We start from the raw sequence: 25,223 nt of genomic DNA, 5'->3' as shown, positions 1-25,223 counted from the left end.
AATGGTGTCTCTTATTTACCAATCATGAATGAAAAGTTAATGGTCATTCAAAAATGTAGGTTTTTAGCCCACAAATAACAAGGTTACCTATACGACAATTTTTTTCTTTATAATCTTTAATCTGATAAGACTTTCCATTAATTTTAGTAATCTTAGCGTGGTACACTAATTGATCGATGAGTGCATTTGCTAAGTTTTTATCTTGAAAGATTTCAGCCCATGGAAACAAAGGAATATTCGTTGTAAAAAATCTGATCAAAACGTCTTACTTTCTTTATACGAATATCATCCAATTCCTTCATACTATATCTTAAACAAGTAGATAAAATGAATTTTGGTAATAAAAATATTATTGACAAACGAAAACGATTATAGTAAAAATAACTAAAACGTTTTCTTTTTTTGTTTTAGGAGGATTAGTTTATGAATGTTCAACCCCATATTCGTCTAAATTCTGATATAGATGTTGATAGTGCCATTATTGTAGGAGATCCTGCTAGAGTTGATTTAATATTAACTATGATGAGTAATTTCCAATTTTTAACTTACAATCGAGAGTATAAATCATCTATAGGAATTTACCAAAATAAAAAAATACTAGTTCTTTCCACAGGGATCGGAGCTCCTTCTACTGCTATCGCAATTGAAGAGTTAAATAATATTGGCATTAAAAAAATTATTAGAGTAGGTTCTGCAGGAGCTATGCAACCTAATATTGATCTAGGAAGTATAATTATTGCTGAGGGAGTTGTAAGGGATGATGGACTATCAAAGAAATATATTCCAAGTATTTATCCTGCAGTCCCATCATTTAATTTGCTTGCTTCTGCATATAAATATAAACCTAATGCAAATTATGGAATTGTAAGATCTCACGACGGTTTTTATATGGATGATAATGAACAATGTGAAGATTTTTGGACTTCTAAAGGGATTATCGCCGCTGACATGGAATCAGGAATTTTATTTATAGTTGGTCGTCAAAGAAATATCGAAACCTTGTCGATATTAACGAATGTTGTTCCTTACAAAAATGATCTTAGAGAGGGAGTTAATAACTTTGTAGACCAGGATAGACAAATGATAAAAGGTGAGAAAGAAGCTATAAAATTAGCTTTAGACATTTTGAGTGATTCATTTATTTAGAGGTGAAAAGTAATGCAGAATAATTCTCATTCGTGGTTATATAATCAATTATTTTTGGATTGGAAAAAATTTGAAGTCATTTATTGTTTAGGACTGATTACTCTTCAATTATTAGTTTATGCAATTGCTCCTGATAGTTTGGTTGGAATGTTATCTGGTGTAACTGGGATCATGTCCTTAGTATATGGAATGAAAGGAAGAAGAGTAGCATTTATTTTTGGTACAATTCAATGCATTGCAATGACTTACATAGCATGGATTAGCCATGCATATGGTTCTTTTTCAATGGATATTATTTATGTTATTTCTCAACCAATTGGTTGGTTTATGTGGGGAAATGATGAATCAGTTCATCAATTTTCAAATAAAATGCGCCAATTAATATTCTTTGGTGCATTTATTGCTTGGTTAATGGGATGGTTTATTTTAAGTCAAGTAAATGGTCAATTACCTTATTTTGATTCAATAAATTTTGTATTGAGCTTTATTGCGCAAATTCTTTATATACTTAAATATAGAGAGAATTGGTCTCTATGGATTATAGTAAACTTGGCCAATCTTATTTATTGGAGTGTTTTAACTATACAAATTTTAAATGGAGATACAGCTATAGGTACTTTGGGTGCTAATTTATCTCAAGTGGCTTTACAAGCAGCATTATTATTTAATTCTATTTATGCTACAAAAGTATGGGCAGAAAACAGTCGAAAGTAAATGTTAAAAAAGAATAAAATTACTTGTCAATGTACTAAAACTCTCTATAAAATCAAAATATATCTTTATTTTCCAAATAAATGAATTTTCTCCGACTATTTTAACATATTTAGGCATTCATCCCTTATAAGTAGGGATGAATATTGTTCGGTGTTAGTAAATCGGAAATCGAAAAAGTAAATGATATAATTTTTTTGATTCTAAGCTCAATTGTGTAATTTCAGTCTGAAAACGTCCGATTGAAAGATATTGAACTAGCACCACAAGTAAAATGTGAAGTCATTCATGATGATGCAGGTGTAACAATGATTGTGATTAGAGTGAGAACAGAACTAAGTCTGTCATAGCATTATGTTGTAGTTTGCATTTTGACCGAGAGAAGCGTAGGAACTACGAGAATTAGCTTGGTCAATAAGAGAAAACTCTGCAAGTGAAAAGATAAGCTAGCAAGTATGCTCTTTTCCCAAGAACTTCCCACTTCAAGCATTAAGAACAATCAGGTTTAGCTAAGTGGCGAGTAGTTCACAATTTTTATTTCAAGAAGTGATCTTATGGAACAAAATTCAAAAATCATTTTGCGCAAGAAAATTTGTCAATTAACAAATGATCCAGAATGGTTAACGCATCCGGAAATCGTTGCTGAAGTGCAAAAAATTTCCAGACTTTTAGAACACCCTTATTTAATACATTCTTATAATACAGGCTCTTTGTCAAATGATGTTGGTAAAGAGAAATCTTAGAATAATTTGGGCAGAAAGAAGAAAAACTTCTTTCTGTTCTTTTTATTTGGTTAAAATAGTTTTACCGTGTCGAATCATGATCCGTCGTTTGAAATTATAAAAATTTCGAACCCAATAAGCATTGCGTTTTAATATGGTTGTTTAAACATTCGAGTGGTCCGTTTGAATAACTGTAGCGGAGAGCATTTTGAATCTATGGCAGAAACTTTTTAAATGTTCGCAAAGTTGTCGCATAAGTTTCAGGTAGCTGGCTGACTACTCTGGATAAACAGTCCTCAAATAGTGAATGCTCTCTTTTCTTTACTGCATAAAGAAAATCTTGGTATAACTGATAGCTTTGTCGCAGGTTGGGACAAGTAGCTATCAGTCGATCGACAATCTCTCTTTCAGTTAAATAATCTTTAAAACTGGCACGCCAAACCTGTTTTTCATCGTTCAACTTTGCCTCTTCTTTTTGTAGGAGTTTCCAATAACGTTTCATTTTTTTACCAAGTCCATATTGGTATTGAGAAGCACTTTTAAGTCGTGACTTGGTTTCCTTCACTCGGTGGTTTAAAAAAGTTCTTCCTATAATTTTGTTACTATTCAAAACTAGAATCATATTCGGAGTATCTTTTTATCTCAAAATAAGTGTCCATAAAATGACAGATAAAAAATTTTAGTTAATTCCAGAAGAAATCACTCCTCATTTAAAGAAAAACAAAGAAATATTATTTTTAAAACAGATATATATAGTATTGAATTGTTTATATTTATTTTTTTATGATTATTTGTAAAAATAAAATTACATAATTAATATATATATATTAAAATAGTATTGATACAATTTGAAAGAATATTCTTTTAATATATAACATTATTAAAGGAAGGGGAAGGATAACATAATGATGGTTCAGGGATGACTATCATAAAAAATAATTGTTCTATTGCAACAAAATACCATATGTCAATTATATAATGTTGAAAGGATTTATTATAAAATGAAGTTAAGAAATATTTTAGTCAGTTCAAGTATATTATTCAGTATAGGATGTTCCTCAGAGGTTATTGTACATGGAGACAGTATTGCAGATACGGCTAATGTGTCAGAGGTACAGGCTTATCAGTTAAATGTTAAAAAAATGTTTTGGACCGATCCTTATGTTGAAGGTGTTGGAACAGGTATTTCTCAAGTAAAATTTATTGTTAATGGGGTAGAGAAAGTCTCAGTCAATGTATCCAATGGTAAGTTTAAAGTACGTACATCTTTCCTAGGTTTAGATTCTAAAACAAAAGTATTTGAAGTAGAAGGAATTTCGAATACAGGTCAAATTGTTACAAAAAAAAAATGTGAGGTTCTCCCTAAATTGCATGACGCTTATGAAATGAATACTTCACAGAATTATCATTTGGGAGATTCATATATTTCTGGTACTAATCAAGGGGGAATTGATACAGTAGCCTTAAGAGTTAATAACAAAGTCGTTAGAAAAAAAGAAACAACTTTGAATAGTGATGGACAAGAAGGTTTTTCATTATTCGCAAAAGATAAAATAACAAAAAATAAAGACAAAGTGGAAGTTGTCGGATATGACAGTAACGGTAACACTAGAACCGTAATTAATGTTAAAGTTAATTAATCCTTCTGATTAAAGAGTATCTTTATTGTATCTGGCTGATAATATCATATATGAATATCTAAGCTAGTAAGGGTCACTAGCTTGGATATTTTTTATGCATAGCTGATTGACCCATTAATCAGAAAAATTGGCAAGCTCATATTTGAGAAACTGCTCAATCTATAAGTAATTCATTTCAATTTTTTCATATGTATGTGTGAAGAGTTTCTAATTTTGTGTTAGCATATTTTTTCGATAAGGATAGGTGAATCTCCTGTTCATATTTGAAAAAGACTTTTTGTTGTGTTGACGTTTCTAGGTAACTTATTTTCGCATGTGTCTAAAGCATTGTAAACTAAGATGTTCAAAATATATGGATAATTTTTCAAGGTTGGCCATATCTTGTAAAAGAAAATCTCTATCTTTTTTAGGAATATAGTTTTTTCTTCTAACACTATAAAATTTCTGCCCTTAAATCTTTTCCTTCATTTTTTTACGATATTACGCCTCTTCTCACTCACTGAGTGGATCTTTGATACTAGGAACTAACATAATTACTCTATCTTTTGAATATACAACAATGTATTTTTTATTATCTGAAGACTTTTCACTGTTATCATACGGCAATTTGATTACTAAAGACTCCCTTGTAGTTTAAATTTTGTATATAATATGAACACTTATTTATCGTTTACATTACTACACAACACTTGGTAGCGCGAAGTTTTACAAAATATTATTTGTAGATGTTAAGTGTCCATAAAATGACCCATTTCTGAACACTTTATTTTTTACCTTTATTTTTCAAAAAATGAATTCATTTTATGTTCATAAACCCATAACAAAATCTATGTTCATTTAAACCGTATAAATAAAGTTATGTTACAATAGATTTTAGTTAGGGGTGATTTTTTTGAAAATAGGATATGCGCGAGTATCTACTGGATTACAAAATTTAGATTTACAAGAAGATAGTTTAAATAAATTTGGTTGTGAGAAAATTTTTACCGATCATATGAGTGGGGCAAAAAGTAATCGACCAGGATTGGAAATGGCCATCGATTTTGTTCGTTCTGGAGATACACTTGTCGTTTGGCGTTTAGATCGATTAGGAAGGAATATGGAAGATTTGATTTTGATTGTGAATCGCTTGAATGAACGTGGTGTAAGTTTTCATAGTCTTCAAGAAAATATCACGATGGATAAATCCAGTTCGACTGGTCAACTTATGTTTCACTTATTCGCGGCATTTGCAGAATTTGAACGTAATTTGATCTTGGAACGATCAGCAGCTGGACGTGCTGCCGCACGCGCAAGAGGAAGGTTTGGTGGACGTCCTGAAAAATTGACCTCTCAGGATTTGGAATTACTGAAGACTTTAGTGGATAGTGGTACGCCTATTAAGACGATTGCAGAACGTTGGAATGTTTCTCGTACAACAATTTATCGTTACTTAAATAAAATGAAGGAATAAAAAATAAGTACAAAGACATTATCTCGAACAAATTATTTCTTATTATGAAAAACAACAAAGATATATCCAGTTATTTTCAAATCTGCAAATTATGAATATCTATAGAAATAACAATTTTAATAAATAAAAATCAGGTGAGAAATATATGTTGATTCAAGAAGGCATGGAACTTTCAACAATTGATGTGAATAAAAAATATTGCACAGGAAAAGTAGTTCGTTTTCGAAAAAATACTTTTATTATTGAAAATAAAACGGAATATGGAATTGAGCGATATTTAATTTCAAAAAGAAAATTCAAAATAGAGGGATATACGTTTCCGCTATGTGATCCCAAAAAAGACTTAAATAATTATACTAGTTTGTAATTTGATTGTTTTTAGACATTTTTTATATGTTAATATTTAAATATTTTTAATTTTAATAATTTAAAAGGGGATAAAATAATGATTCAAGCATATATGGATTATTGGAAAAGAAGTTTTAATTATACTGCAAATGTTAGTATGAAGGAGTTTTTGTCTGCATTCATCTTTAATTTGTTTATTCTTGCTATGATTTTATTAGTAGGTGTATTTGTTCCGATTACGTGGGAAAATGCAGTAATGGACTTTTGGTATATAGTAATGGACTTGATGATTATTCCAACTATTTCTTTAGTTATCCGCATTATAAGAAAGATTTTACAAAGATAAAATTTTATGTTTTCTTGAAACATTGAATAACTTTTATTTTGTTTAAACATTGTTCAATGAATTTAAATTATAAAGTGAAGAAATTAAGTTAAATACTTTTTGTTTTTGACTTTCTACCAATATCATCTAATTAATTATGTAAAACCATTTTTTGGGAAATAAATGATTGATCTATTATCAATGAGTGGCGTACTAATTTGATATCATTAATAAATATATTCAAAAATTAAGAAAATAAATTGTCCTTACGAAACAATTAAAAGTATAAAAATTCTGATTTTTACTAATGAAAAAAAGACGATTTTTTTTAGTATTTTGGTTGTTTTCGTAAGGACTACAATTTGAGATCGATAATAGAATAAGAGATTACGAAGAAATAAAAAAGGATTATTTTAAAAACGATACTGCCAACACTTACATAAAATAATTTTCCATTTTTGAAAGAAAAGAAGTATATAGTCTTTTCATGGTTAATATCTAACTAACTTTAGATAATGTATATAAAAATTTCTTTTGTAATAAATCTATTGGATTTTCTCATTTTAAAAATTAGTTCAAGTTATACAATTAACAATAAAAAACAAATTAGGTAATATATTTTTTATTTGACTATCTTTATTTATCGGAGTATTCTTAAATCGTAAAAATATAACATGTATTATTTTTATCTACATATTAAAAATCAAGTATTACTTTTTTGCTAAGTAAAAAAAATTTTTTACTACTTTTTTTCGTATTTGATATATAAATTGTTTTTTCTAAAATAATTATTTACTCGTTAAGTAAGATAACTTAATGATATCTAAAATTAGTTATTTATTTCCGATAATAATGATACCGCTTTCTTTTTTAGCAAACACAATAATATCTAAGAAAGGGAAATACAGAATGCGAGTAATTGCAACATTGTTTGAAGACTTCATAATGACGAAAAAAATTAGAATTTCGCATTTATGAGTTTATTAAATAAATAATAAGGAGGAAAAACAATGGATAGAAGTACAAAAAAACTATCTTTGATGAGCTTTTTTGCTATAACTGCCTCAATGGTCATGACAGTTTATGAGTATCCGACATTTGCAACATCAAAGATGAATCTAGTTTTTTATTTACTAGTTGGTGGCTTTCTTTGGTTTATTCCTGTGGCGCTTTGTTCTGCGGAAATGGCTACTGTAGAAGGATGGGAAAAAGGAGGTCTTTATACGTGGGTATCAAAAACTTTAGGTAGAAAATGGGGATTTGCTGCTATTTTCTTTCAATGGTTTCAAATTACAGTAGGTTTCATTACAATGATTTACTTTATTATAGGGGCACTATCTTACGCACTTAATTGGCCTGCTTTAAATACAAATGTTTGGTTGAAATTAATCGGTACATTAATAATTTTTTGGTTGATCACAATATCACAATTTACTGGGACAAAAAATACCGCTAAAATTGCAAAAATAGGATTTTTTGTCGGAATATTAGCGACTGGAGTCCTTCTTTTCACTTTAAGTATTCTCTATATTGCGCAAGGAAATCCAGTAAAAGTCTCTTTTAGTGCGGATGCTTGGATTCCAGATTTTACTAAAATAAATACATTAGTGGTCTTTGTTTCATTTATTTTAGCATATGCAGGGGTTGAATCGTCTGCCAGTCATGTGAAAGATATGGATAATCCTGGAAAAAATTATCCTAAGGCTATTTTGATATTAGTAATTTTGACAATTATTTTAGATACATTGGGTGGTGCTACAGTTGCTGCAACAATCCCACAAGATCAGTTATCACTAGATACAGGAGTAATTCAAGCTTATTCTTATTTAATTCATCATTTTGGTGGAGGAGAAACTCTTATTCGTATCATTGCAGTCATTATTTGTTTAGGTGTTGTTGCTGAAATTGCCACATGGGTGGTTGGCCCATCGACTGCTATGCTTGAAGCAGCTAAAAATGGACTGCTACCAAAACAAATGGCAAAAGTTAATAAATATAATGTACCGACCAATATCGTATTAATTCAAGGAATAATCGTTTCTATCTGGGCAGTTGTACTAACACTAGGAGGAGGGGGAGCTAATCTTTCGTTCTTTGTTGCAATGGCTTTGACAGTATGTATTTATCTTGTAGCTTATGTTCTTTTATTTATTTCTTACATCAAATTAGTGAAAGAAAAGAAAGATTTAGCAAGATCATACCAAATTCCTGGTGGAAAGAAAGTAAAAATTGGTGTGGCAATTATAGGGTTACTTGTTTCAGTTTTTGCATTCTTTATATCGTTTTTTCCACCTAACGATATCGGTTATGGTAAAGGAGGAACGTATTTAGCCATCTTAATTATTAGCTGGTTAATTATTTTAGTTATCCCTTTTGGGATTTATAAAACATTTGATGAAAAAGGAAATAACAGAAAAATCTAAGAAATCAGTGCTTTTTAGGAGGAGAGAAAAATGTTATTCAGTAAAAAAAATAGACATGAAGCACAATATTTGGAACCTATTTTCGGAAATGAAGCGATGGACGAAGCGATTCCTATGTATAAACTGCCAAAAGGCTCGCTGATTCCTCGAGATGCTTATCAATTGGTAAAAGATCAATTAATTGATGAAGGTGTGTCAAGACAAAATCTCGCTACATTTTGTCAAACATACATGGAACCAGAAGCTGCAAAAATCATGTGTGAAACATTGGACAAAAATGCAATAGATAAAACTGAATATCCACGTACAGCAGAAATCGAAAATCGTTGTGTTAACATCATTGCTGACTTATGGAATGTTCCAGATGAATCTGATTTTATAGGTACCTCGACTGTAGGTTCAAGTGAAGCTTGTATGTTGGGGGGATTAGCATTAAAATTTGCATGGCGTAATCGTGTAAAAAAACTTGGTTTAGATATCAATAAACAAAAACCTAACTTAGTAATTTCTTCTGCATATCAAGTCGTTTGGGAAAAATTCTGTGTTTATTGGGATATTGAAATGCGCACAATCCCGATTGATGAAGAACATGGGAGTATCAATATAGACACTGTAACCGATTATTTTGATGAATATACGATTGGCGTAGTAGGTATCTTAGGAATCACTTATACAGGAAAATATGACGATATAAAGGCATTAGATAAAAAAATAGAGGAATATAACAAACAGACTGACTACAAGGTATATATTCATGTAGATGCTGCCAGTGGTGGATTATTTGTACCATTTATGGAACCAGAACTTGAATGGGATTTCCGTTTGAAAAATGTACGTTCAATTAGCACTTCTGGACACAAATATGGATTGGTATATCCTGGTGTTGGTTGGGTTATCTGGAAAGAAAAAGATTTTTTACCAGAGGAATTAGTCTTCAAAGTTAGTTATCTTGGAGGAGAAATGCCAACAATGGCAATCAATTTCTCAAGAAGTGCAAGTCAGATAATAGGACAATATTACACATTTATCCGTAATGGGTTTGAAGGCTATCGATCAATTCATAAAAAAACCAGTGATGTAGCAAAATATTTAGCAAAAGAAATTGATAAAATGGGTTATTTTGATATTTATAATGACGGTTCACAATTACCAATTATTTGCTATAAATTGAAGAAAGATGTTTCTATCTCTTGGAATTTATATGATCTAACCGATCAATTTGCAATGAAGGGGTGGCAAGTCCCTACTTATCCGTTACCTGATAATCTATCAAATATTAATATCCAACGTTTTGTTTGTCGAGCAGACTTAAGTATGCAAATGGCCATAGATTTAATTCAAGATATGAAGACTGGCATTGATCACTTAAATCAAAGATCTATACGGAAAGAATCCCCTGATATTACTTATGGATTTTCCCACTAAATTTCAACAGATAAGTAATTATTTACCTCCTGTAAATTGTTTAAGTGAAGTGCACCCCAAAAGTTAGACTAAAAATCTAATTTAGAGGGGTGCTTTTTTTGAGGAAATACACACTGGAATTTAAGGAAAAGTGGATAGTCTTGCTTTAGCGAATACAAAAATTAATCTAGACAAGGAGTTCAATAATTTTTTCCGTGATGAATATGTCGTCGTTCAAAAGAAAAAAACTGGTTCAAAGTTGCACAACCAACAATCAGAATGGAACAATTGTTTTGATTGATAATAAATTCGTCAAAGTTTCTAAATTGAAGTTTTTAGTTAAAATTAAGCTTTATAGATAATCTAAAGGTTTGATCACAATCTCACGTCATTCAAGTGGCAAATACTATGTTTCGTTGCTGCGTGAAGAAGAAGTTGTCGAGTTAAAAAAAACAATTATGCAATTAGTATTTACTTATGTATTATTGACGCTGCCATTCTTTCAAACAAAAGATTGATAACAATAAATTCACATTAAAAATGGAAAAGAGACTAAAATATGAACAACATAGATTGTCAGACGTAAGTTATTGGCTAAAAATAAAGGGATCAATCTTTTTGAAGCTAAAAATAGAAATGCATAGTAGCTCGATTACACGAAAAAGTAATGAATTAACGTACTGATTTTCTGAATAAGTTGAATACAGAAATAATCAAAAATCAGGGTAGATAAAATAAAGAACCGTAGGAGTAGAGCTTGGTAAATAAGAGACACCATTGCTAGTGAAAAAATAAGCTATCAAGTATGCTGTTTTCCCAAGAATCTCTCATTTCGAGTTTTAAAAACCGATAGGTTTAGCTGAGTGATGAGATGAGTAGTTCACTGTAGTCACCATTCCCCTGTAGTCTAATAGTATAAGCCTAGAAAAAATTTTAAATTTTTTTTTAGGAATTAAATTAATTATTAAAAACCTAGGAACTGAGCTTTTAATTATTTATAATTTTTTTAGTCATTTAAATAGGAGGAAGTATTTTGAAAAAAATAATCTATATTATTATAGGAGTCATTACGGTAATCTTTATTTGTATTGGGTCAATGACTATCGCTAAAAATGATGAAAAGAAAGAAACAACAGAAATTACAACAACAGAAAAGAAATCTGCTCAAGAAGTAAAATCAGTATATGATAAATTAACAATAGGAACAGGTTTGGAGAATGTAAATAAAATATTAGGTTCTCCGTTATACACGGAATCTTCTACAGATCATTCGGGAAATTCTGAAACCATTTATACCTGGGGAAGTAATAAGACAGGAGAATTGGGTGCTAAGTTAACTGTTGGTACAGAAAACAACAATGTTGTCGAAAAATCAGTATCTGGATTATATGTTTCTTATGATAAAGAAAAAGTAGTTTCTTCTAAAGTATTTGGAGAAATTCAAATGAATAAGGATTTATCAAAGGAAAAAGCTATTAAAAAATTTGGTAACCCGAATGCTATTGCGGAATATAAAAATTCAAATGGTGAAAATATTCAAACATTGACGTGGGAAACAAATACTACTGGACCATTAGGATCTTATTTTGTTATCACATTTACGAATGATATTGCTACTTCTAAAAATGAGGTTGGATTAGTATAAATGACTTTCAAGAAGTGTTAAATTTATTAAACAATAGTGTTACTGAAGTAAAATTTACAAAAAGTAGGTAATCATTTAAATCATCATAGTTTGCAACTAGACTAATTACTAAATATAAGTTGACATAATCACCAATGATAGGATAAAAATTTCTATTTTGTATTAATTTATAGGATAATGATTATTACTTTAAAAAGTAAATTTCAAAAAAAAAATAATAAAGTATACACCTGTTTTTTTAGTGTTATCATTCAATTGAATTTGAGGTACGTGTATCTGATAACTCAAATTCTTATAATATTAAAAAGGAAGGTATATACTATGAAAAAACAAGCTTTATTAGCTGCTGTTTCTTTAGTAGCTCCTGTGGTAATCGGATCTACTGGTGTATTTGCAGATGACACAAATACTACAAGTGTAACAGCCCAATTTACTGTTTCTCAAAATAACAGTAATCCAACACCTCCAAATCCATCAGATCCTGACCATCCAGATGGAGATACCAATACCAACAAACCTTTAGATCCTGCTGGAAATTTTGCATTGGCGTATATTCCAAATGACATGGATTTTGGTACAATGGAAATTAGCGCTCAAGGTTCATTAACGCAGCAACTAACATTAGCATCAGGACAATCAATTAACGTTGGGGTAAAAGATACTCAACATAATACTCAAGGATGGACTCTAACAGCTCAATTATCTGGAGATTTAGCTAATGTGGGAGCTACAATTGATACTCAAGCATCTACTGCTAAAGTTTACGATAACCAAGGGAGCCTACAATCATTACCAACAGGTGATATGATTCAGGTAAATCAAAATGTCAAAATTGGAGCTGCTAGCCAAGAAATTATGAAAGGTATTGCAGGTAATACCTTCTCTGGAACATATGACTTGAATTTAGGAACACCAACTTTAGATATTCCTGATGTTTCCAGAGTAAATGCAGGATCTGCATCAGATACTATTACTTGGAATTTAACTCAAACTCCATAATATATCGGCGTACTAATGAAAAAAACAGGAATATTATTCCTGTTTTTTTCATTTAAAATATTTAAATAAGGAAGGATTATAGTGTATAGAAATATAACAAAAATATTAATGATTACTCTTTTTGTGATTAGCAACTTAGCATCTTTTAATACAGTATCAGCAGAAGATAACAAAAATAAAACTTTTGGTGGATTCTCTATTGAAGGAATAAAAAAAGAAAATCAAATAGATAAAAATTCTGGATATTTTTATTTAAAAGAAAATCCCGATTCTAAAGATAAAATTAATATAAAATTAATGAACAGTTCCAATCAAGATAAAACTTTAGATATCAAAATTGTAAATGCAAATACTAATAGTAATGGTATTATAGATTATTCTGGAAAATTAAAAGATGATTCTTCATTAAGAATACCACTTACATCTTTAGTAAAAACTACAAAAAATCAAATAGTAGTACCCAAAAATAGTACTGCAGAGGCAACATTAAATATTGATATGCCAGCAACTCCTATAAATGGGGTGGTAGTAGGTGGTGTGGTTGTGTCAGAAAAGAAAAAAGATAAAGAACCTAATAAAAATACTGTAGGAAATGATTATTGCTATACGATTGGAATTGTTTTGACTAATGAAGATAAGATCAACTTATTTAAAAATGTTTCTGTAAAATTGAAAAATATTGCTGCCGATCTATCATCAGGAAAGAAAGTGGTTCAAGCAGATATTTTAAACCCTAATCCTTATATTTTCTCCAAAGCACAAGTAAAAGGTGCTGTATACTCAGAAGATGGAACAAAAAAAATAAAAGAAAATTCAATGGATAACGTATCAATTGCACCATATTCATGCTTACCTTTTCAAATAGATTGGGGTAAAGAAGATTTAAAACCAGGAAAATATTTATTTAAAGGAACTGTAAAAACTGCAGAAAACACCTGGAATTTTGAGCGCAAATTTGACATTGCAGGAGATAAAGCAAAAGAAATTAATAAACAATCTGTATTTAAGGTTATCTTACCAAATTGGTTTAAATATAGTAGTGTTTTCTTAATAATTATTATTGTTTTGGGAACAATTTACATTTATCGACGAAAATACAATACTAAGAACAACAGGAGCGAAAAATAATGTATCTTTGGAGTATCTGTACCATCAGTATCAGTATCATATTTTTTATCATAAATATATATTTGTTGCTACAAGATTATAAATATATTATTACTAGTAAAATTAGTATGAGAAAACTTTCAATTAATGGATTATTAATTATTAGTACCTTAATTTTACTTGGTTTAGGTATATCTTCAATTTTTATTATCAATAATCAATTATAACTTTATAGAAATACAGGCTGTTGGTAATTAACAGTCTGTATTTTATATATACCATATAAAAAATGTATGTTATTATTTATGTGTAAATAATTAAGTGTTTAACATTATTAATTTTTATATTTAAATATAATAAGATATAAAACACAATATTTATTTATCTTACTATAATATTATACATTAAATACTTATTTTTTTACTGTGTCTAAAAAAAAAATAAACATACCCGTAAACATAATCTTTGATATCTTCGAATAAATACGGAGGTGCAGAAATGCTGAGATTAATTTATGAAAAATCTTCATTTTTCAAAGCAGAAATAATAAGATTGATTGTAGAAAACAACGGACAAATAAATAAAAATTTATTAATTAAAGAACTATATTTATCAAGTGCTACAGTTAATAAATACTTGCAAGAACTACATAATGAATTACCTGATAAAGCTCTAATTATTTCTGATAGTTTAATAATATTTAATTACAAAAATTTCTCCCTTTATGATGTTCAAAAATTCTACTTTTCTCAAAGTGTGGTAAAAGATATTCTTCACTATTGTTTTTTTCAGCCAAAACTTACCTTTGAACAATTAGCTGGAAAGTTGTATATTAGTCATTCTAAATTGTTTAATATATTAAAATTCATGGATAAAAATCTAGAAAATGTAGGCATATACATACAGAGAAGACCCTATGTTATTTTAGAAGGTAATTTAGAGGCAATTATGGTGCTTTATAATTTGTGTTTACAAATTGAAAAACAGCCATTTGAAAAATCATTTTCTAAAATTAATGTATTAGATTTACAAAATCGGGTAGTTACATTTTTAGATTACTATCATATGAAAGCGGAATATTTTGTTATAAGAGAATTATGTATTTGGATATTAACAGTACATGATCGTTTTTATTTACAAAAAGTGTGTAAAACACATAATACGATTTGTTACGATAACTTTATTAACACAGAGAGCCCTTTATTAAATAAAATAAAAGAAACTTTTTCAATAATCAATCCAAGATCTTTTGACAAAGAAGGATGTTTTTTAATTCTAATATTTCTTATTTTCAATATGTCAAGTCTACATTTCGAAAATATGGAATCAGAAAAATATTTTTTCTCTCACGAATTGATAGAAGAATATCATTATCAATCCTTCATACTATCTGTATTAATGAAAGATCCATATAATGTTTCTCCAAGCTCTTTAGAAGTATTATCTATCAAAATTGAAGGCTGCATTCACTTCTCTAATTTAATATATCCATATTATTATTTTTCTAGAACTCTCTTAACACCAAAATTAAAAAGATCTGGCTACCTAAAAAAAATACAAGACAATTTAAAAGAAGATTTTAAAGATATGTTTATAAACAAAAACATAAATATAAATTGGGTATATGAATTACTTTCATATATGATTATTGCTTTTCAAAAAAGATATATAACAGATAACATTGTTAATGTAGGAGTATATTCCATCAGAGGTACAATTTTTGAAACACAGTACTGTCAAGAGCTTAAGGAAGCTATAAACATAAGCCCTTATTATGAATTAAATGAACAAGATATAGATATTTTGATTATTGATGATATTGAGCTTTTAAATACTGTACCAAATTATAAAACTTATATGATTGTTGGCGATGCAACTTACAATAGACAAAAACAAAGTTTATTGTTTTTTCAAAAATAACTATAAAAAATGTATGATATTTATTTTTAAATATAAAATTTTAAAATTTTTTCAACTTAGTTATATGGTAATTTTTATCGTAGTGAATTTAATTATCCTTATTTTTAATATCTCACTTATAAATATTAAACTTTTAGGAGGTAATAATATGAATATTGACTATATATCAGATCTGATAGCAAAATATAAATCCTCATCTGAATATATTAATACACTAATGTGTGATTTGTGTGATTCAGAAAAGGATTTACAGCAATTTGGAGTTACTAAAGAATCCTTAATTGCTGAAAAATCTGTGTATAATGAGGTTATTCATGATCTTGAACATATTGTTCTAACCTATTAAATAATTTGGTCTCAGAATATAAAAATGTATTTTTGTATTCTGAGTTTTTTTATTTATAAAATGCGTATTTTTATGGTCTGAATCAATATAATAATACATATTTTAAAATAATTTTTTTATACAAAAAAAAAAATTATTTAAAAAAAAATACAAGTTAAAATTAAATTGACTTTAAATATTATAGAAGTTAATAGAAGGAGGCAATTTTAATGCGTAAAAAACGAATTATTCGTTGGATAGTCTCGCTGTTTATATCAATTAGTTGTGTTGGATTATCCTCTCCTATATTTGCAGATGATTATCAAACGACTACCGTTTCAGTAAATTTTATACGTAAAATTATGCCTGAATCATTACCAGGTAACCCAACTAATTCCGATGTAAACAAGAATAAATCTGATAAAAAAATTGAAATCGCTAAACAATTACCAAAGACAAATGATTCTCTGAATATACTCACTCCATTATTAGGGATAATGTTTATTAGTTTTTGTTTCTTTTATATTGTTTTATCAAAAAGGAGAAACCTCGATGAAAAATATACGTAAAAAAATATTAATAGTTTTTGTTTCAAGTTTTCTTATAAATTATAGTTGGATACCCAGTTTAACTGTTTCAGCAGAAGAAAAAACAAGTTCTACGGAAAAAATATCAAACGATACCAGTACTGGCTTAAGTTCTGATAATAATTTGGAAAGTTCATTGAATAATAGTAATTCAATAATTGATCAAGAAGAAACAAGTAATTCTAGTTCTTCTGACATAAATACTACTGAAAGCACACAAGAACCTGCTACAAAAGAAAATAATAAAGATAAAAATATTGAGGAACGAAGCATATCTCCTAAAAAATATGTTGAACCTACGACAGTAAATGGACAAAGTTGGACTGCTGAGATGGGAAATGAATGGTTGGAAAATTGGGACTACAACACAAAAGGAGGATTTATTTGTTTAAACTATTATAAGGGAAGTGACACTAATATCACTATACCAGGAAGATTAAGTACTACTACAGGTAATTATCATATTGTCATTCGAAACATGAATCAAGATAGTAGCGATTACTTTTTAAGAAATAATAAATATAAAGAAATAACTAGTATCACATTTGTAGCAGGCACTTATGGAAATACTACATCACAAGTAGGGCTATTAAGTAGTTCATCTAACCCTTCTTTACATGCCGCATTTAAAGGAGCTACAAATTTACAGCAGGCTAATTTACAAGGATTAAATCTAGATTCAGGTGCTGATCAAACTGTAATAACAGATATGTCTAATGTATTTCAAGACTGTACCCAGCTACAAAATATGTATCTACCCACTTCTTCACATGTAACTAACATGGCTCATGCATTTGATGGTTGTTCTCAATTAGGACTTAGTCTGGTACTTGGCAACAACTTTAGTACTAGTAACGTTACTGATATGCAATATCTATTTAATGGATGTAGTAGTTTAAATAGTAAAAATGTTGGTAGTTTCAATTTTGATGCATCTAATGTAATAAATATGAGCCATATGTTTGCTGGTTGTACTAATATAGATGATAAATTTCTAAATAATATAAATTTAGGAAATACAAATAACGTTCAAAATATGGATTTTATGTTTGAAGGATGTACTGGATTATCTTCGCCAACATTTACTTTTCCGACAAACAATGTTGAACACATGAGTTATATGTTCAAAGATTGTTCTAACTTAACTAATCTGAATATTGCAGAATTTGATACTGCTAAAGTATCTGATATGACAGGAATGTTTTATGGTTGTCCTACGCTAAGCTTTATTGATTTCTCAAATGCTACAGTAACTAATAATACAGATACTTATCTTATGTTCACGCAACATAGTAGTGAGCAATATACTCCTTTATTGGTTATTATAGATGGAAGTAAAGCTCAGCCGTTACTTACTTATGATTATACGTCCAACTTTAGAAAGCTAGTAAATTCACCATTTTTAAACGCTAATGGAGGAACCTTTTCAAATGGTGATTCAAATTTATACTATATTAAAAAATGTGCTGTAGACAAAAATGATTCTATATTAAATGTGTCTAATTTCAAACAGTGGGTAACAGAAAATACTCCAACAAAACAAGGCACAGGTTTTCTAAAGTGGACGATTTCTGGAACAAATCCTGATCAAGCAAGTAGTGTTTTAGATCTATTAAATACAGAATATACTGCACAATGGATGGATGATCCAAATACTTCTAGTGATAATAAAAAAATTCCATCATCTGCTGCATTATCCATGATTTATATACCTTCTTCATTTAATACAGGAGAAGTAGCTTTAAAAAACTCTGGAGAACAATCTATTCCTTTAACAAAAAATAGTACATTTAATATAGGAATACGAGATCAAGAAGATTCAACTACACCATGGAGGTTGAATGCAAAACTTACTTGGAATTCTGAAGGATCCATAGATAATGCCTACTTACAAACCACAGGTACCTCTAATGTTAAACAGAATATAAATAATGGAGTAAATGCTTATAATCCATCAACAGATTTACAAGAATGCAGTGACGTCACAGGCACAAATAATGCTAAGATCACAACTGTAGATAGTACATTAATGAGTAATGTCTCAAATAAACACTTAAATGGAGTTTATGACTATAATTTAGGGGATGTCTCTTTGATATTACCAAATGTCGAAAATATAGAGGTAGGAAACTACTCTGCTACAGTAACATGGAATTTAGTAACTGCCCCTTAAATGCAAACATAGAAATATATCCTTATTAAATGGATGTATTTCTATGTTTATTATTATTCTGTAATAATCATCCATACTAATTGAATAATTGATTTTACTAATTTTTTCTATAAATACTGGCTCTTTGTCAACATCATTTGACAAAGAGCCTAAAAAGACGATGGCTGTATTAAATAGTTTGAATGACCATCTAACTGCTTGCCAAAGTGAAGTTAGATGGTTTATTTTTTATTGTCATTTTTGATAGCTAAAACTAACATTGCAAATGCAATCATTAGCTGTAGCGCCTCAAACGCTGAAATTAAGGCTCTCCTTTCCCTAGACTTGATACTTACACACATAAGCACCACCTCCTAGAAGGGATTGTCAACATCTTTTCACTTTTCTACCGTTCAATTATAGCATGTTAAACTACTTCAAAACTATCCTAACATTGCAATTCGTTAACGAACAACAACAGATATTTACGAGCATTATAGATATTCTCGAATGTTGTACGACTCATCCAATAAAATCTATTGATTGGATCAGATACATGTACTTGGTTACTTCCTTTACTTCTTTTGAAGAATTGCAAACACTAAAGTTACTACACAATGGGTACAAGTTAAATTATTCGGACTTAAATAACATATTACAAAAAATAATAAACTTTTCTTCGTAAAGAAAAGCTTATTAATGTATCTTTATCCTATAAAACTCGAACTTATGAACATTCTTGTTAAACACTTTATGTATATCCTGTAGGACTCTAACCTACGACCGAACGGTTATGAGCCGTATGCTCTAATCAAATGAGCTAAGGGTACAGGTTATTGCCACCATGAACAATAAAAAAGAGATAGCATCAGTTTTTTGCCACCATGAACAATATAAAGAGATAGCATCAGTTTTTTGTGGCAACAACCCTGTTATCGCATAATTTGAAGTGTGCTTAATTACGAAATTGATTGCTAATTTTTATTTACATACGATAACATCATTATTTTATCAAACATTTTTTACAATTGTCAATATAATCATGTGTTTCTTCTCAACGATGTGCATCCCAAAAGTTAGACTAGAAATCTAATTAAAAATGGTCACAGGAAAACAACATAGGAAAATAAATTTCGAAGAATTTTCCAGCTTCAAGAGAAGCGCTAATCTCCATCGTGTTTCGAAGTAGTTGCTAATGATAGGTAAAAGTATTTTTATTAAAAAGGTATAACTTATACCTTTTTTCTTTACTATTATTACTATAATATCAGTATTTTAATTTAAAGTATAAAAAAATATTGATTAAAATCTTAGTATAACTTATACTTTAAATATAGAATATATTGAAAGAGGGTAAACAAATGGCAGCAACTACTTATACAGTTGGAAATTTTAAAGGAGGCGTTGGAAAAACTAAAATTGTTACAATGTTAGCTTTTGATAATGCTGTAATTAATAAGAAAAAGACATTAGTAATTGATATTGATCCACAGGCAAATGCTTCTCAAATTTTAGCTCGGACTGTAAATATGAAACATATTGAAAAAACTATCGTAAATGGAATTAATGAAAATGATCTATCTGTTTGTATTACTCCTATTATGGAAAATTTAGATTTAATCGCATGTGACACAAGTTTTAGATCGTTTTCAAATTATGTAATTACAAATTATGAAGATGAAAAGGATCAAATTATGGTGTTGGAAAAGCTTTTAGTACCGATTAAGGATAAATACGATGCTATTTTTATTGATGTTCCCCCTACTATTAGTGCTTATTCAGATAATGCTATGGCAGCTTCAGATTATAGCATTATTGCTTTTCAGACACAGGAAGAATCTTTAGATGGTATAGGAAAATATATTGGATATCAAAAATTTATGATAAATAAGTATAATATTGATCTTGAAGTTATTTCTATAATCGCATGTATGCTTGAACCAAATAATGATTTAGATAAGAATGTTTTGTCTGATGCAATAAATTTATATGGATCTGCTGTGTCTCAAAATATAGTTAATTTTCAAACAAGACTAAAACGCTATTCAAGAGAAGGGATATCATTAAAAAAGTACAGAAATGGAAATTACGATCAATGGGATTATCGAGCACATGAAACTTTTATTAAAATATTAGCAGAATTAGAAATTCGTAGAAAAATTTTTGAAGAATAACTATAGGGATGTGAGTAAAATATGAGTGAAAGAAAAACTTTTGATATTGATATAGATTTTGATACAGAGTATTCTGGATTATTGCAACCTGGAAATAAGAAGAAAAAATCAGTTTCAATAAATCGCGAAAATGATTTTGAACAAACACTTTTTAACAAAAAGATAAAGTCATTTCCTAATACAAGCAAAAAAAGAGGCCGTCCTGTAGAAATTACTGATGACAGATATAAAGTTACAAAGCCAAAAAAAATATCTCCAGCACTAGAGTCAAAATTAAATGTAATGCAAGATTATGTAGAAGAACTACAATCAGTAAAAGGAAGAATCACATTTGAAAAATTAATAGATACATTGGCAGAAGCTTATATTACTCAAAAACTTGGTGTTTCTAAGGAAGAACATTTGCGTTTTGAAATCAAAAAAGCTTTTGAAAAACTATAATTTTTTTGATTACCAAAAAAATTAAAGTATAACTTATACCTTGTTTTTATAATTAGAAGAATAAGTTATACTTTAATGAAATTAATTTATATATTGATATTAAGCCTTTTTTTATTAGATATAAAAAGAATAAGTTATACTTTAATGATATAAAAGGAATAACTTATTCTGTATTTATTTACTTATAACTTATACCTTTAGAAAAGTCGTACTTGAACAACAATTACAATTTTGTTATATTCAAATAAATTAAGCATACAAAAAAGAGACGGAAATAATTGATTTTGATCGAATCAATTATTTCTGAATCACATGAAACAGACTCATGTGTTCGCGCTCGTCTCAATAAATAAATTAAGCGGTCTGATAAACCACTTATTTGTTTTACAAATGTGTTTAAATTATAGCACATTTAGAGCGAGCAGTTCAATAGATAAAGCGATATTTTTCTAGGTTTTTACAGAAATTTAAGCCGAATATTGAAAGAGAACACAGAACAAGTTTTAGAATTGCCATGTGTTCTTTTTTTCAATACAATTCGGAGGAAATTTTAGGATGGAAAACTTAGATCAATTCTACAGTGCTTTGTTAAAACAAGGCATTCGTACATACAAATATCGAAACAGCACCATGAAGCCTGTCGGGTATGAGAATACCAGCAGGAATGGTGCTATCTTTGCGTACCGCAGTAAACAATTGATGAATGCAGGGCGTGGCATGGTTATTACGTCTGAAGAAGCGATTTTAGAAAATGAATCCAAACTGACTCATTGGACACCAAATGTTTATCGCTATGGAACTTATGCGGACGAAAATCGTTCAATCGTTAAAGGGCATTCGGAGAAAAATATTAGTCAAATCAATACTTTTGTCGTGGATATTGATTCTAAAGAAAATCATCAAGGAGAGATTTTCTTAGCTTGTGTGGATGAATTAGGGTATATGCCAACGCTCATTTTAGAATCAGAGCAAGGTTATCAAGTCTATTTTGTATTAAAAACACCTGCTTATGTGACGAAAAATAGTAATTTTAAAGTAATTGAAGTGGCAAAACGTATTTCTACAACGATTCGGACACAATTGGCTAATCAGTTACCAGGTATTGATGTAGGTTGTAACCATTTTGGAATTGCTCGATTCCCAAACAAACAAAATATTGTATTTTGTGAGCTAGAAAATCAATATTCTTTTTCTGATTGGTTGAATTGGTCAATGAAAATGGCATCTAACCAAAAAACTGAAGCAGAAAGAAACGCGAAATTGATTGTTTTTCCTGAGAAAAAAGAGTATCGCCAAGTTGATGAACCGTGGTTTGATTTGTTACTACGAAAAGCAAACATTATTGGGGGAGAAGGTCGATTAGGACGGAATAACGTGATTTTTACACTCTCTTTGGCTTATTATTCTTCTGGTTACGGACAAGAAACTTGTGAGTATAACATGTTTGAATTTAACGAACGCTTAAATGAACCGTTGTCTGAAGGCGAAGTGCGAAAGATTGTCAAAAGTGCGTATTCTGGAAATTATCAAGCAGCCAATCGTGACTTTGTTTTAGAATTATGCCAGGAATGGGTAGCTTCGGATATTCAAGAAAACGAGTTGTTTATCCAACGTCGTGGGTGGTGGAAGTTTAAGAAATCACGTGAGCAACGCCAATACAGTCATAAAAAGGAATGGCAAGAAGATATCATGCGTTATTTGAGCGAAAAAAGTGATCTTCGTATGCCTTATTTAAAACTGTCCAAAAAAGAATTGGCGGAACAATTGAACATGCCTTTAAGAAGTCTGGATCGTGCATTAAGTTCCTTAAAGCAAGAACACAAAGTGTTCTACAATGTCAAAAAAGGGCGTGGTGGCGGACTTTTACTTGCTTCAGTACGTGTATTATTCACAAGTTTGATCCAAGCGAAGAAAGAAGAAAAAGAAGCCTTTATTCAAGGAATCATTGCGCAGTTTAAGATAACAATCGATGAATGGACAAGCACCATTCAACAGCTCCTACCTGAGAAAGAAGCCAAAGAAATCAGGCTATTTGAAGTCGATACAGGTTGAAAAAATAAAAGACGCCAATTGCCTTTTACAATATATCTTTGATACTTCTAGCGGTTCCCTTAGTCTATTTAGCTATGTCTGAGAGTATCTCTTGGTCTTTTGCTGTTTCTCTTTAATTATTTTGCTAGTTATATGTTATTATTACGTATGTAATGATGGGTAGCTATCTGAAGGAGGGGTTTTTATGTCTATGAAGTTGTATGTGTACTCTCATGCGGTAAATGTGTATATCTTGCGGTATTTAGGTATGCCAGTGGAGCAGTTTTGTGAACTTTATGGCTTTAATCAAGGTACGGTGGCTAGTTGGGTAACAAGGGAGCGTTCGGTAGAGACGTTGCCTGCGTCGTTTATTTATGCTTTGTCCTTGGCTTCTAGTCATAATATGGGGGAAATCTATGAAGAGTTGTTGAAGCTACAAGAAGACTATTATTGTTATCGTGAACGTGTAGGATTCAAGAAGGGAAAGAAAGTGAAAAAACGCTTAGATTGATTTTTGATAAATTTTATTATATTACAATTATTACAAATAGAATTGTTTATTTTATCATATATCGTAATTAGAAATTGATTAGATAAAATCATAATCGTTGGTTTTGGTTTCAAAATCGTAAATAAAAGGATCAAAAAGAACTTTTGTTCCTGTTTTAGTTTTGTGCTATGCTTTTTTTGTAAAGATTTTTACTAAAAAACGATTTATTATCTTTTGTTAATTGATTGAGCAGCTGTTCATTCATGAGTAAATGATTTTGTGAGTAAAGGAGGATGAAAGTCTACTGTTATCGACTTTTTGGAAGTGCAGAAAAATAAAATGATGAATTTATTTGCAGATTGTGAATGAATATGTTATCGTTTTTTTAGAAATTTTCAAATTAGAATGAATTTAAAAGTAAATATACTTTTTTTGTTGTGATGCGTTGTTGTGCAATGTAGAGCCCAACAAAAAAAGGAGTGGTTTAGAAATCTCGCTGAGAAAGAGCGCCAACTCTTTCAAAGGTCATAGATTTCTACCCCGACCGTTAGCTTCGATAACGGTGCTGCTCCTTTTTGAGTTACAGGTTTCCCTGCAACACGAACAATAATACCATAAAATTAAGTCAATGAACAATCTTGTATTTTATACTTGTTGTAGTTTTTTTCTTTTATGGTGCAGTGTATCTAAAAATTTTTTTAGTTGTACTGTTGCTTTATTGTCGTGTTTTAAGCGAGATTCTGTAGTTAAGAAAGAGAGAGACTGTTATTGCTTCTTTGGAGGTAGTAGCTAGTTTCTCTCTTTTTTTGTTGGGTTCCACATTGTTCAACAACAAGTGGAACAATAATAGTTTGAGACTTTTGAAGTGGAGGAAACAATGTTTGGAAAATTTTGTACAGTTGAGGATCTGAAACGTCAAGCAATTACAATTAAGCTTTATAACAACAGTGTTTGGGCTAATTTAGGGGACGGACGATTTATTAATCGTCAATCAAAGCAAATTCGACCAATTTCTATGCTTTATCGTTCCACTCGAACGGTTGTTGGTGTGAATTATCAAGTGATTGCAAAGCGTAAAAAGAAGCGAGAAGGACTCTTGTTTCTGGAGAAACCTTACAAGACAAAATACATGTAAGAACGGAAAGATTTTTCTTGTTTGCAAGTAAATCTCTTTACTTGT

At 29.7% G+C, this 25,223-nt stretch carries 23 protein-coding genes, 1 tRNA gene and 2 pseudogenes; 22 read left to right on the top strand and 4 right to left on the bottom strand.

Annotated features, from left to right (window positions below):
* Positions 1–43: 43 nt before the first annotated feature.
* Positions 44–259: an ATP-binding protein gene (locus IGK21_RS13260; protein WP_374220237.1), complete on the bottom strand. Its 216-nt coding sequence runs from the start codon at positions 257–259 to the stop codon at positions 44–46.
* A 164-nt stretch (positions 260–423) separates the two neighbouring features.
* Here IGK21_RS13260 and IGK21_RS13255 point away from each other — a divergent pair, with 164 nt between their 5' ends.
* The 3 genes from IGK21_RS13255 (at position 424) to IGK21_RS13245 (ending at position 2,600) form a co-directional block, all read left to right on the top strand.
* Positions 424–1,146: a nucleoside phosphorylase gene (locus IGK21_RS13255; RefSeq protein ID WP_081115478.1), complete on the top strand. Its 723-nt coding sequence runs from the start codon at positions 424–426 to the stop codon at positions 1,144–1,146.
* Between the two features lie 12 nt (positions 1,147–1,158).
* Complete coding sequence (pnuC, locus tag IGK21_RS13250; RefSeq protein ID WP_081115479.1) at positions 1,159–1,860, top strand: nicotinamide riboside transporter PnuC; 702 nt, start codon at positions 1,159–1,161, stop codon at positions 1,858–1,860.
* Between the two features lie 551 nt (positions 1,861–2,411).
* Positions 2,412–2,600 (top strand): hypothetical protein, encoded by a 189-nt coding sequence (locus IGK21_RS13245; RefSeq protein ID WP_081115480.1) that lies wholly within the window; start codon positions 2,412–2,414, stop codon positions 2,598–2,600.
* Positions 2,601–2,642: 42 nt separating this feature from the next.
* Here IGK21_RS13245 and IGK21_RS13240 read toward each other — a convergent pair.
* A pseudogene (locus IGK21_RS13240) lies at positions 2,643–3,171 on the bottom strand (transposase); the annotation flags it as partial.
* Between the two features lie 409 nt (positions 3,172–3,580).
* On the opposite strand from IGK21_RS13240, the gene IGK21_RS13235 reads away from it, so the two are divergent.
* From IGK21_RS13235 to IGK21_RS13170, 14 genes and pseudogenes are all read left to right on the top strand, one after another.
* Positions 3,581–4,219 (top strand): immunoglobulin-like domain-containing protein, encoded by a 639-nt coding sequence (locus IGK21_RS13235; protein WP_081115481.1) that lies wholly within the window; start codon positions 3,581–3,583, stop codon positions 4,217–4,219.
* 892 nt (positions 4,220–5,111) lie between these two features.
* On the top strand, positions 5,112–5,672 hold the full coding sequence (locus IGK21_RS13230; RefSeq protein ID WP_081115482.1) for a recombinase family protein: 561 nt from the start codon (positions 5,112–5,114) through the stop codon (positions 5,670–5,672).
* Positions 5,673–5,817: 145 nt separating this feature from the next.
* Positions 5,818–6,039, top strand: coding sequence for a 50S ribosomal protein L22 (locus tag IGK21_RS13225; RefSeq protein WP_081115483.1), 222 nt, complete (start codon positions 5,818–5,820; stop codon positions 6,037–6,039).
* 78 nt (positions 6,040–6,117) lie between these two features.
* Positions 6,118–6,366 carry a hypothetical protein gene (locus IGK21_RS13220; RefSeq protein WP_081115484.1) on the top strand — a complete coding sequence of 83 codons (249 nt, stop codon included), beginning with the start codon at positions 6,118–6,120 and terminating at the stop codon, positions 6,364–6,366.
* Between the two features lie 989 nt (positions 6,367–7,355).
* On the top strand, positions 7,356–8,768 hold the full coding sequence (locus IGK21_RS13215) for an amino acid permease (protein WP_081115485.1): 1,413 nt from the start codon (positions 7,356–7,358) through the stop codon (positions 8,766–8,768).
* 30 nt (positions 8,769–8,798) lie between these two features.
* Complete coding sequence (locus IGK21_RS13210; protein WP_081115486.1) at positions 8,799–10,193, top strand: glutamate decarboxylase; 1,395 nt, start codon at positions 8,799–8,801, stop codon at positions 10,191–10,193.
* Between the two features lie 127 nt (positions 10,194–10,320).
* Positions 10,321–10,845: pseudogene (locus tag IGK21_RS13205) on the top strand (RNA-guided endonuclease TnpB family protein); the annotation flags it as partial.
* Positions 10,846–11,205: 360 nt separating this feature from the next.
* Entirely contained in the window at positions 11,206–11,817 is a 612-nt protein-coding gene (locus IGK21_RS13200) for a DUF3862 domain-containing protein (protein ID WP_128436420.1), read from the top strand.
* Positions 11,818–12,138: 321 nt separating this feature from the next.
* A complete protein-coding gene (locus IGK21_RS13195; protein ID WP_181918638.1) occupies positions 12,139–12,816 on the top strand; it encodes a WxL domain-containing protein in 678 nt (225 codons plus the stop codon).
* A gap of 81 nt (positions 12,817–12,897) precedes the next feature.
* Positions 12,898–13,944, top strand: coding sequence for a DUF916 and DUF3324 domain-containing protein (locus tag IGK21_RS13190; RefSeq protein WP_309578074.1), 1,047 nt, complete (start codon positions 12,898–12,900; stop codon positions 13,942–13,944).
* Positions 13,945–14,421: 477 nt separating this feature from the next.
* Entirely contained in the window at positions 14,422–15,843 is a 1,422-nt protein-coding gene (locus tag IGK21_RS13185) for a helix-turn-helix domain-containing protein (protein WP_181918637.1), read from the top strand.
* A 148-nt stretch (positions 15,844–15,991) separates the two neighbouring features.
* On the top strand, positions 15,992–16,189 hold the full coding sequence (locus tag IGK21_RS13180; RefSeq protein WP_181918636.1) for a hypothetical protein: 198 nt from the start codon (positions 15,992–15,994) through the stop codon (positions 16,187–16,189).
* 209 nt (positions 16,190–16,398) lie between these two features.
* On the top strand, positions 16,399–16,737 hold the full coding sequence (locus IGK21_RS13175; RefSeq protein ID WP_128436446.1) for an LPXTG cell wall anchor domain-containing protein: 339 nt from the start codon (positions 16,399–16,401) through the stop codon (positions 16,735–16,737).
* Positions 16,721–18,928, top strand: coding sequence for a BspA family leucine-rich repeat surface protein (locus IGK21_RS13170; RefSeq protein ID WP_181918635.1), 2,208 nt, complete (start codon positions 16,721–16,723; stop codon positions 18,926–18,928). Before IGK21_RS13175 ends, IGK21_RS13170 begins: the two co-directional genes overlap by 17 nt.
* Positions 18,929–19,149: 221 nt before the next feature.
* Here IGK21_RS13170 and IGK21_RS13165 read toward each other — a convergent pair whose 3' ends face one another.
* Both IGK21_RS13165 and IGK21_RS13160 read right to left on the bottom strand, forming a co-directional pair.
* A complete protein-coding gene (locus IGK21_RS13165; protein WP_081115493.1) occupies positions 19,150–19,269 on the bottom strand; it encodes a putative holin-like toxin in 120 nt (39 codons plus the stop codon).
* Positions 19,270–19,663: 394 nt separating this feature from the next.
* Positions 19,664–19,737: transfer RNA gene (locus IGK21_RS13160), tRNA-Met, on the bottom strand.
* Between the two features lie 531 nt (positions 19,738–20,268).
* Between IGK21_RS13160 and IGK21_RS13155 the strand changes: the two genes are divergently transcribed.
* The 5 genes from IGK21_RS13155 to IGK21_RS13135 all read left to right on the top strand — a co-directional run bounded on the left by IGK21_RS13155 (position 20,269) and on the right by IGK21_RS13135 (position 25,178).
* Positions 20,269–21,081 carry a ParA family protein gene (locus IGK21_RS13155; protein WP_081115494.1) on the top strand — a complete coding sequence of 271 codons (813 nt, stop codon included), beginning with the start codon at positions 20,269–20,271 and terminating at the stop codon, positions 21,079–21,081.
* 21 nt (positions 21,082–21,102) lie between these two features.
* A complete protein-coding gene (locus tag IGK21_RS13150) occupies positions 21,103–21,522 on the top strand; it encodes a hypothetical protein (protein WP_081115495.1) in 420 nt (139 codons plus the stop codon).
* A gap of 555 nt (positions 21,523–22,077) precedes the next feature.
* Complete coding sequence (locus tag IGK21_RS13145) at positions 22,078–23,574, top strand: primase C-terminal domain-containing protein (RefSeq protein ID WP_081186474.1); 1,497 nt, start codon at positions 22,078–22,080, stop codon at positions 23,572–23,574.
* A gap of 184 nt (positions 23,575–23,758) precedes the next feature.
* Positions 23,759–24,064, top strand: coding sequence for a hypothetical protein (locus tag IGK21_RS13140; RefSeq protein ID WP_010738086.1), 306 nt, complete (start codon positions 23,759–23,761; stop codon positions 24,062–24,064).
* Between the two features lie 856 nt (positions 24,065–24,920).
* A complete protein-coding gene (locus IGK21_RS13135) occupies positions 24,921–25,178 on the top strand; it encodes a hypothetical protein (RefSeq protein ID WP_128436235.1) in 258 nt (85 codons plus the stop codon).
* Positions 25,179–25,223 lie beyond the last annotated feature (45 nt).

This window comes from Enterococcus sp. DIV1421a (assembly GCF_051711025.1).
Classification (GTDB): Bacteria; Bacillota; Bacilli; order Lactobacillales; family Enterococcaceae; genus Enterococcus_B; species Enterococcus_B hirae.
This window is presented reverse-complemented; position numbering and strand designations above follow the sequence as displayed.

What these genes read in the sequence shown, in the direction of transcription:
- IGK21_RS13255 (WP_081115478.1), top strand. Translation starts at nt 424, where the DNA reads ATGAATGTTCAACCCCATATTCGTCTAAATTCTGATATAGATGTTGAT.
- pnuC (WP_081115479.1), top strand. Translation starts at nt 1,159, where the DNA reads ATGCAGAATAATTCTCATTCGTGGTTATATAATCAATTATTTTTGGAT.
- IGK21_RS13245 (WP_081115480.1), top strand. Translation starts at nt 2,412, where the DNA reads ATGGAACAAAATTCAAAAATCATTTTGCGCAAGAAAATTTGTCAATTA.
- IGK21_RS13235 (WP_081115481.1), top strand. Translation starts at nt 3,581, where the DNA reads ATGAAGTTAAGAAATATTTTAGTCAGTTCAAGTATATTATTCAGTATA.
- IGK21_RS13225 (WP_081115483.1), top strand. Translation starts at nt 5,818, where the DNA reads ATGTTGATTCAAGAAGGCATGGAACTTTCAACAATTGATGTGAATAAA.
- IGK21_RS13220 (WP_081115484.1), top strand. Translation starts at nt 6,118, where the DNA reads ATGATTCAAGCATATATGGATTATTGGAAAAGAAGTTTTAATTATACT.
- IGK21_RS13215 (WP_081115485.1), top strand. Translation starts at nt 7,356, where the DNA reads ATGGATAGAAGTACAAAAAAACTATCTTTGATGAGCTTTTTTGCTATA.
- IGK21_RS13210 (WP_081115486.1), top strand. Translation starts at nt 8,799, where the DNA reads ATGTTATTCAGTAAAAAAAATAGACATGAAGCACAATATTTGGAACCT.
- IGK21_RS13195 (WP_181918638.1), top strand. Translation starts at nt 12,139, where the DNA reads ATGAAAAAACAAGCTTTATTAGCTGCTGTTTCTTTAGTAGCTCCTGTG.
- IGK21_RS13185 (WP_181918637.1), top strand. Translation starts at nt 14,422, where the DNA reads ATGCTGAGATTAATTTATGAAAAATCTTCATTTTTCAAAGCAGAAATA.
- IGK21_RS13180 (WP_181918636.1), top strand. Translation starts at nt 15,992, where the DNA reads ATGAATATTGACTATATATCAGATCTGATAGCAAAATATAAATCCTCA.
- IGK21_RS13175 (WP_128436446.1), top strand. Translation starts at nt 16,399, where the DNA reads ATGCGTAAAAAACGAATTATTCGTTGGATAGTCTCGCTGTTTATATCA.
- IGK21_RS13170 (WP_181918635.1), top strand. Translation starts at nt 16,721, where the DNA reads ATGAAAAATATACGTAAAAAAATATTAATAGTTTTTGTTTCAAGTTTT.
- IGK21_RS13165 (WP_081115493.1), bottom strand. Translation starts at nt 19,269, where the DNA reads ATGTGTGTAAGTATCAAGTCTAGGGAAAGGAGAGCCTTAATTTCAGCG.
- IGK21_RS13155 (WP_081115494.1), top strand. Translation starts at nt 20,269, where the DNA reads ATGGCAGCAACTACTTATACAGTTGGAAATTTTAAAGGAGGCGTTGGA.
- IGK21_RS13150 (WP_081115495.1), top strand. Translation starts at nt 21,103, where the DNA reads ATGAGTGAAAGAAAAACTTTTGATATTGATATAGATTTTGATACAGAG.
- IGK21_RS13145 (WP_081186474.1), top strand. Translation starts at nt 22,078, where the DNA reads ATGGAAAACTTAGATCAATTCTACAGTGCTTTGTTAAAACAAGGCATT.
- IGK21_RS13140 (WP_010738086.1), top strand. Translation starts at nt 23,759, where the DNA reads ATGTCTATGAAGTTGTATGTGTACTCTCATGCGGTAAATGTGTATATC.
- IGK21_RS13135 (WP_128436235.1), top strand. Translation starts at nt 24,921, where the DNA reads ATGTTTGGAAAATTTTGTACAGTTGAGGATCTGAAACGTCAAGCAATT.